Here is a 7,855-nt window from a genome sequence, read left to right on the forward strand (position 1 = left end):
TAAAAGTATGACCTATGACCAAGGCAAAGAGATGGCTAAGCATGCGGAAATCACGCAACGTACAGGTGTAGCGATCTATTTTTGTGATCCACACAGTCCGTGGCAGCGGGGAAGCAATGAGAATATCAATGGCCTAATCCGCCAATATTTACCTAAAGGAACGGATCTGTCAGTGCACAGTCAGGAGCAGTTGGATGCGATTGCTTATGAGTTGAATATCAGGCCTCGGCAGCGTTTTGAATACCGATGCCCCATTGAAGTAATTAGTGAAGTGATGGCGAAAGAATATAATACCACCACATTAGTTCAGTAGCGTGTTGCACTCAGAGTCTGCAACCGCCCTGATAAAAAAAGAGACGAACCTGTCGCCTCTTTTAAGTATTCATTCAGAGCACCTGCACTCTCCTGCCCTATACAACTAGCCTGTTATCAGCTCTAGACAGCTAGCATCAATATCAGCATCAAAATAAGCCATGCCTAACTTATTCAGATATTCCATGCGTTCTGCTTTCATCAGGTCTATTTCAGGTGCCTCAAAACCACTCTGCTGATAAACACGGGCCAAGTGAGCCATAAACGCTTCGCCCTCTGCGACTAAAAGCAGGCTTGCTGCGCCTACATCAGGTTTTACTTTTTCGTTCAAAGCATCGGGCAGCGTAACAGCCAGTACAACAGGGTGCTCGTTACCCTCAACACGTACGCTACGGTTTCTTACCGCTTGTTCAGCCCAGTAGAAGGCAAGCTCTCGGCTTTGTGTTAAAAAAACCGGCTCGGTTGTTTCTGTGTAATGATTACCGATTGTGGCCATGGTTTTTTTGGCTGCGTCTTTCAAGGCTCTGTCACCAGAACGCTTTAAGCCTTGAGCTTTTATTGACTCAACCAGTGCCGATGACGTGCCGTGATACCAAGTATTGCTTGTCGAAAAACCTTGTGCAGTGAGTAAAGTTTTTGCGTCTTGAAGAAAATCAGGTGTATCAGTCATATTCGAAGTCACTTAATCAGTTTGCAGTAGAAAGCAGGTTGAAATTCTAACGTAAAAAGCTATTCGATTCTTTTGTAGCGCTCATAAAAAAGGCGGCACCTTGTGCAAGGAGCCGCCTTTTTTTGCCTAGGGCGGTTGCTCTGCATTGATCAGAGCACCGTTCCTAGAACCCGCTCAGCTTAGCTGAACTGGTTAGACGTGTTTTTAGCACCGCCTGCTTTCAGAGCATTCTCACCAGCATAGTATTCTTTGTGATCATCACCGATGTCAGAGCCTGACATGTTCTGGTGTTTAACACATGCGATACCTTGACGGATCTCTTTACGCTGTACGCCTTCAACGTAACCCAGCATCGCTTTATCACCGAAGTACTCTTTAGCCAAGTTATCAACAGACAATGCAGTTGTGTGGTAAGTCGGCAGAGTGATCAGGTGGTGGAATACGTTCGCTTCGCGAGCAGTATCAGCCTGGAATGTACGTACACGTGCATCAGCAGCTGCAGACAGCTCAGATTCATCGTATTCAGCAGACATTAGGTTTGCACGGTCATATGCAGAAACGTCTTTACCTTCAGCTAACCATGCATCGTAAGTCTGTTGACGGAAGTTCAGCGTCCAGTTGAAAGATGGAGAGTTGTTGTAAACCAGTTTCGCATCTGGGTGAACTTTACGAATGTCATCCATCATGCCTTTGATTTCGTGAACTGTTGGTACTGCAGTTTCGATCCACAGCAGATCAGCGCCTGCATTCAGTGCTTCGATACAGTCAAATACGCAACGCTCATGACCAGTACCTGGACGGAACTGATACAGACCAGAAGGTAGACGCTTAGGACGAACCAGCTTGCCGTTACGGTTGAAGCACACATCGCCTTCAGCCATGTCAGCTACGTCGATCTCTTCAACGTCTAGGAATGAGTTGTATACGTCACCTTGATCACCCGGCTCTTTAACAACCGCGATCTCTTTAGTCAGACCAGCACCTTCAGAGTCAGTACGTGCAACGATCAGGCCGTCATCAATACCTAGCTCAAGGAACGCGTAACGTAGAGCACGTAGCTTGTTGTGGAAGTCAGCGTGTGGAACAGTTACTTTACCGTCTTGGTGACCACACTGCTTCTCATCAGCTACTTGGTTTTCGATCTGTAGGCAGCAAGCACCCGCTTCGATCATCTGCTTAGCCATCAGGTAAGTCGCTTCAGCGTTACCGAAGCCTGCATCGATGTCTGCAACGATTGGTACTACGTGAGTTTCGTAGTTGTCGATTTTGTTCTGGATTTCAGCTGCTTTAGCAGAATCACCCGCTTCACGTGCTTTATCTAACTCACGGAACAGACCGCCCAGTTCACGAGCATCAGCTTGACGTAGGAAGGTGTAAAGCTCTTTTACCAACGCAGCAACAGTTGTTTTCTCGTGCATTGATTGGTCAGGAAGAGGACCAAACTCAGAACGCAGTGCTGCAACCATCCAGCCAGACAGGTATAGGTATTTACGCTCAGTAGTACCGAAGTGCTTCTTGATAGAGATCAGTTTTTGCTGACCTACGAAACCATGCCAGCAGCCTAGAGATTGAGTGTACTTAGTTTTGTCTTTATCAAACTCAGCCATGTCACGACGCATGATAGCGGCGGTGTACTTAGCAATGTCCAGACCTGTTTTGAATTTGTTCTGAGTACGCATACGTGCTGCGTATTCTGGGTTGATTCCGTCCCACGCTGAACCGTATTTGTCTTTCAGTGCTGCAACAGCTTCGATATCTTGAGTGTAAACTGACATGTTTTATCCTCTACAGAGTGCCTGATAGGGTTAGTCGCCCTTTCTGGTATTGCATGAGCGAATGACCTGAAAGGTTTTTGTTTGTCAGATTGATGTGCCGTCAATCTGCGATAGTTTTTAGCAATGTGCCTGTGTTTTTTGAGCAATCTCTATTAATCAATTGGCTCTAAACATCACTTTACCTGTTTTCTATTGCAACTTAACTTAGCCTATTAATTGCTTTGCCAAGTCTAGATTGAAACAGGTGTTTGCCTTGTGTGTTTTAAACTATGCCTAACAGTTGGGGGCTTTGCAAACGCTACTTTGGGCTATATAAGTCGTTGTAAATAAACTACAAATTCTTTTTTGTAGTCCAACTACAGTATTGGTTTCAATTGCTTTGTTGCGGTGCATTATCCTGTAGTTTTACTATCGAAAATGATGCTTTTATGACAGATGCAGACCTCCCTATAACGACAGATTGTCGACAATCTTAAATTATGCAAAAGGGTAGCACTGGTAAATAGAAGAAACTTCTGACTATGACGTAGAAAACTATAGAGATAATAGGATGATAAGTAAGGCGATGTAGACAGTTACTTAAAACAACAAGCAACTGTCTACAATAGTGCTTATTCGCTTAGATAGAGGCTACCGCGATTTAAAAGCTCACATATTTTCACTTTAAAATCACTTGTAGATGAAGATAATTCATCTTGTGTAAGGTACTTTTGTTCAGTTAGTTGCGTCATTACTGGCTTGTCTTCCGGCAAAATAGCGTAGCCTTCGCCATCTGCAAACAGCGTGAGTGATTTTGAAGTGTCTGAAAATGCAAGGCGACTACCCTCACTCAGATTAACAACTAAACCTTCGTCTAAGGCTTGCGTCAGCGTATCCAAATCAAAAGCGGTTTCTTCTGGGATCAGTTGATCCATATATTTCGGCTGCGTCATGTAGCGGCCAAACCATGCATTGATGGTTTCCTCTTCCGCCAGCTGAGCAAGCATTAGCGCTTTGACGCGACCAATGGCATCTGATTTTATTTCGCTGCTGTACTCTTGCAGCGTTAAGTCTGGGTCACTATAGCGCTCATCTTCACACAAATGGTCGCCAATATAATCGGCTAAAGAGGTGATCACCTCGTCAGCTGAGGGGGCACGAAAACCCACAGACCAGGTCATGCAATCATCACTTTGTGATATACCGTAGTGTGCCAATTGCGGCGGCAGATAAAGCAAGTCGCCCGGCTCACAAACAAAGCTTTCTGTAGCGTTGAACTCTTGCAAAATGCGTAGTGCTACATTAGGCACGATTGGGGTTTTGTCATCCGCAAAACCACCCAGCTGCCAATGACGCGAGCCTTGTGCTTGCAACAGAAATACATCGTAATAGTCGAGATGTGGCCCAACACTGCCTTCTTTAGGTGCGTAACTGATCATAATGTCATCTACACGCCAGCTCGGAATAAAGTTGAAGGCATCAATCAGTTCACTGACTTCCGGCACATAGTGATCAACCGCTTGTACCAGTAAAGACCAATGGGTTTCTGGCAAATGATTAAAACGATCCTCTGCGAAAGGGCCATTTTCTAAATGCCAAGGTTCACCGTTAGGGCCTGTTTCCATCACAATGCGTGACTCTACATTTTCCTCTAAGGCCAAACCTGCCAGCTCGTGCTCATCAATAGGGCTTTCAAAGTTCGGAATTGCATTTTTGATAAACAGCGGTTTTTTTTGCCAGTAATCGCGTAAAAACTCTTCATAACTGATATGGCCAAGCAAACATTCTGGGAGCTGCAACATAAGAGGTTTCCAATGAGGGCTAATAAAATATGACGATAAGGTTTAAGTTAAGCAGAGGTCTATTCAAAATAAAATGAAAGAAAAACAAAACTAAAGAAAACGAAAAAGGCTCTGATTTGCATCAGAGCCTTTTTACAGTCTAATTAGACTGTTTATTCAAACAAACTAAGCGAATTAAATCGCTTTTGCTTGTGCTACAGCGTTACCAATGTAGTTTTGTGGAGTCAGCTGCATTAGCTCATCTTTGGCTGATTGCGGCATTTCCAAGGTTTCTACGAAGGCTTGTAGCGTTTCTTTGGTGATCGCTTTGCCACGGGTCAGCTCTTTCAGCTTCTCGTATGGCTTTTCAATGTTGTAGCGACGCATTACCGTTTGAATAGGCTCTGCCAATACTTCCCAGCTGTTGTCTAGGTCAGCCTCAATACGCGCAGCGTTCAGCTCTAGCTTGCTGATACCTTTCAACGATGCCTGATAAGCAATCAAAGACTGACCAAAGCCAACACCCAAGTTACGCAGAACAGTAGAGTCTGTTAGGTCACGCTGCCAGCGAGAGATCGGCAATTTGGCGGCTAGGTGCTGCATAATAGCGTTAGCAATACCTAGGTTGCCTTCTGAGTTTTCAAAGTCAATTGGGTTAACTTTGTGCGGCATAGTAGAAGAGCCCACTTCGCCGGCGATAGTGCGCTGCTTGAAGTAGCCCAGAGAGATATAACCCCAAACGTCACGATCAAAGTCGATCAGAATGGTGTTGAAGCGTGCAAAGGCGTCAAACAGTTCTGCGATATAGTCGTGCGGTTCGATCTGCGTGGTATATGGATTCCACACCAAGCCTAGGCTCTCAACAAACACTTGCGCGTTAGTCTGCCAATCAATTTCTGGGTAAGCAGACAAGTGCGCGTTGTAGTTACCTACGGCACCGTTGATTTTGCCTAACAGCTCAACGGCTTTGATCTGTTTAATCTGACGCTGTAAACGAGCGGCAACGTTTGCCATCTCTTTACCAAGAGTGGTTGGCGATGCGGTTTGACCATGAGTACGCGACAGCATAGGCTGCTCAGCATTTTCAATCGCCAGTTTGCGAATCGCTTCAATCACCTCTTGCATCACAGGCAACATGACATTGTCTAACGCGCCTTTTAGCATCAAAGCGTGAGACAAGTTGTTGATGTCTTCAGAGGTACAAGCAAAGTGTACAAACTCAGTGATCGCTTTTAGCTCATCATTGGTTTCAATACGCTCTTTGATGAAGTACTCAACCGCTTTAACGTCATGGTTAGTAGTACGCTCGATCTCTTTGATTCGCTGTGCATCTGCTTCACTGAAGTTGGCAACCAAATCATTCAATAGCTGATTGCCTTCAGCGCTTAGCGCGGGTACTTCAGCAATTTGCTCATGTTGTGCCAGACGTTGTAACCAACGAATCTCAACTTCAACACGCGCACGGATTAGGCCGAATTCACTCACCCAAGGGCGTAGATCAGCGGTTTTGGAGCCATAACGGCCATCGACAGGAGATATTGCAGTAAGACTGGAAAGCTGCATTGTTGGGCACTGCTCTCTATTGGCTAATTCAAGAAAGGCGCAATGATACCTGAATTACGGTTTGATTGCAGGTGATTGCGCCATGCGTGGCAAATTTGTTCTAAATAGGTGCTCAGTTCTGTTCAAGGCTGTCCAGTGCGCGGATAATTTTTTTGCGCATGATCAAAAGTTTCCAGCGTCTACCACCCAATTGATGCCATAAAATACCTGAGCGAATACCTGCGAATAATAAGGCACGCACTTTATCTGCATTGCCCGCTTGTCGCAAAATGTTCGGTTCGCCCTGTACCTGTATGCGGAAAGAGAAGGTGCTGATGCTGTCTTGGTACAGTGCAGCAATGCTGGCAATCACATTTTCATGGGTAGTTGAAAAGTGATGGCTTTGCATTTTAATCTGCTCCAAGCGCGGGCCTATGGCGCTCAGCATCTGAGGATCTTTACGCAGTCGCTTCTCAAGATACAAGATCGACATGGCATAACGTAAAATATGTGTCGATGCTTCTGCTTCTTTATTGATAAAGCTACGCATGGTTTTAATGCCTAAAGACAAACCTGCGGGACTTCCTCCAAAAACATCTATTGTGCGTTCAGGGTCGGTTGCCATGATGCTGCCGATACTGGCTTCAAAGCTGTCTTGAGACACCATGCCTTTATTCGCAAGCTGATGCACCAACGCTGCGGCTTGAAATACTCCCGCTAAGGCGATAGCTTGATCCTGCTCTTTTTGATTTGAACTCATAGTGCTGTTATCAACTTACCAATCAGTTTGCCAATGACTTACATCTTACCTAGAGAGATACTCTCAGGCGTTCTTTTGTTCCGCATCGGTTTGGCTTTCTGTTTTATTTTGCTCTGCGATGGGCGCTGATGAGATTTGCAGGGCTTTAAGTCTTAGACTTTCCCAGCGAGAAAACATCATGGCAGCAAGGAATAAAATTGATGATAAAACCGACAAAGCTAAGCCAAAAATAGCATGAGATGGAATAAACGCTTGTGTCACACCTTGGGTAAAATACAACAAGCTGACAAAGCAAAGCCATGCGTGTGATCTAGGCCGACGTAACCAAACGCCCGGAATAAAAAGTAATAACGGCAAGGTTTGAAACGCCACTATCACCCAAGTGCGAGCACCCTCTGTTGGAAATAAAATACTATTCCCCGTCAATAGCACCAGCATACCGATATAGCTGAACAACACCCAAAAGCGACCCTTTGCAGCCAAGCTCGCAATATCCTTGCCCGCTTCGATGCGGTTCATCATTTTTCTCACGATATTCTTCTCACGAAATTTTACGATATAAGTATTGCAGTGTTTAACAACGCTTGAGAGCAACCTGCGCTATGCCACTTGATGCAACCGTTTTGCCAGTGCTGCGATGCGTTTACCTTGTGCAAAGCAAAGTTTTAGTTCTTGCTCATCTACTATGCGTTGACTGTCTTTGCCAGCCAAATGGCTTGCACCATAAGGTGTACCACCTGATTGGGTATAAAGCAGTTCAGTTTCACTATAAGGCAAGCCCACCAACAACATGCCATGATGCAACAGCGGCAGTAACATTGAAAGCAAGGTTGCTTCCTGCCCACCATGTAAGCTGGACGCTGAGGTAAAAGCACCCGCGGGTTTGTTTGCCAAGCCGCCATTCAACCAAAGATTACTGGTTGATTGTGACTGCTCCCCGCCCTTTCGGGCGAGGCTTCCAACTTCTCAGGCAGCAACCGGCGCGTGGCCGGATTTACGCAAGCCTCCATTGGCAGGAACCGACAGTCCTTCGGCC

7 protein-coding genes and 1 pseudogene are annotated in these 7,855 nt (G+C 45.6%); 1 reads left to right on the forward strand and 7 read right to left on the reverse strand.

Annotation, left to right across the window (positions count from 1 at the left end; all coding sequences use genetic code 11):
* A partial coding sequence (locus tag B5D26_RS15845; RefSeq protein WP_143833132.1) for an IS30 family transposase occupies window positions 1-313 on the forward strand: 313 nt, incomplete at its 5' end.
* Window positions 314-418: 105 nt separating this feature from the next.
* Here B5D26_RS15845 and B5D26_RS15850 read toward each other — a convergent pair.
* The 7 genes and pseudogenes from B5D26_RS15850 to B5D26_RS15880 all read right to left on the reverse strand — a co-directional run.
* Window positions 419-982: a hypothetical protein gene (locus B5D26_RS15850; RefSeq protein WP_078746687.1), complete on the reverse strand. Its 564-nt coding sequence runs from the start codon at window positions 980-982 to the stop codon at window positions 419-421.
* A gap of 179 nt (window positions 983-1,161) precedes the next feature.
* Entirely contained in the window at window positions 1,162-2,757 is a 1,596-nt protein-coding gene (locus B5D26_RS15855; RefSeq protein WP_078746688.1) for an isocitrate lyase, read from the reverse strand.
* A gap of 611 nt (window positions 2,758-3,368) precedes the next feature.
* Window positions 3,369-4,538 (reverse strand): cupin domain-containing protein, encoded by a 1,170-nt coding sequence (locus B5D26_RS15860; protein ID WP_078746689.1) that lies wholly within the window; start codon window positions 4,536-4,538, stop codon window positions 3,369-3,371.
* 174 nt (window positions 4,539-4,712) lie between these two features.
* Entirely contained in the window at window positions 4,713-6,080 is a 1,368-nt protein-coding gene (purB, locus tag B5D26_RS15865; RefSeq protein ID WP_078746690.1) for an adenylosuccinate lyase, read from the reverse strand.
* Between the two features lie 112 nt (window positions 6,081-6,192).
* Window positions 6,193-6,819: a high frequency lysogenization protein HflD gene (gene hflD, locus B5D26_RS15870; protein ID WP_078746691.1), complete on the reverse strand. Its 627-nt coding sequence runs from the start codon at window positions 6,817-6,819 to the stop codon at window positions 6,193-6,195.
* A gap of 63 nt (window positions 6,820-6,882) precedes the next feature.
* Window positions 6,883-7,341: a DUF2069 domain-containing protein gene (locus tag B5D26_RS15875; RefSeq protein ID WP_078746692.1), complete on the reverse strand. Its 459-nt coding sequence runs from the start codon at window positions 7,339-7,341 to the stop codon at window positions 6,883-6,885.
* A gap of 78 nt (window positions 7,342-7,419) precedes the next feature.
* Window positions 7,420-7,743: pseudogene (locus B5D26_RS15880) on the reverse strand (NAD(P)H:quinone oxidoreductase); the annotation flags it as partial.
* Between the last annotated feature and the right edge of the window lie 112 nt (window positions 7,744-7,855).

The sequence above is a fragment of the Oceanospirillum multiglobuliferum genome (assembly GCF_900167095.1).
GTDB lineage: Bacteria > Pseudomonadota > Gammaproteobacteria > Pseudomonadales > Halomonadaceae > Oceanospirillum > Oceanospirillum multiglobuliferum.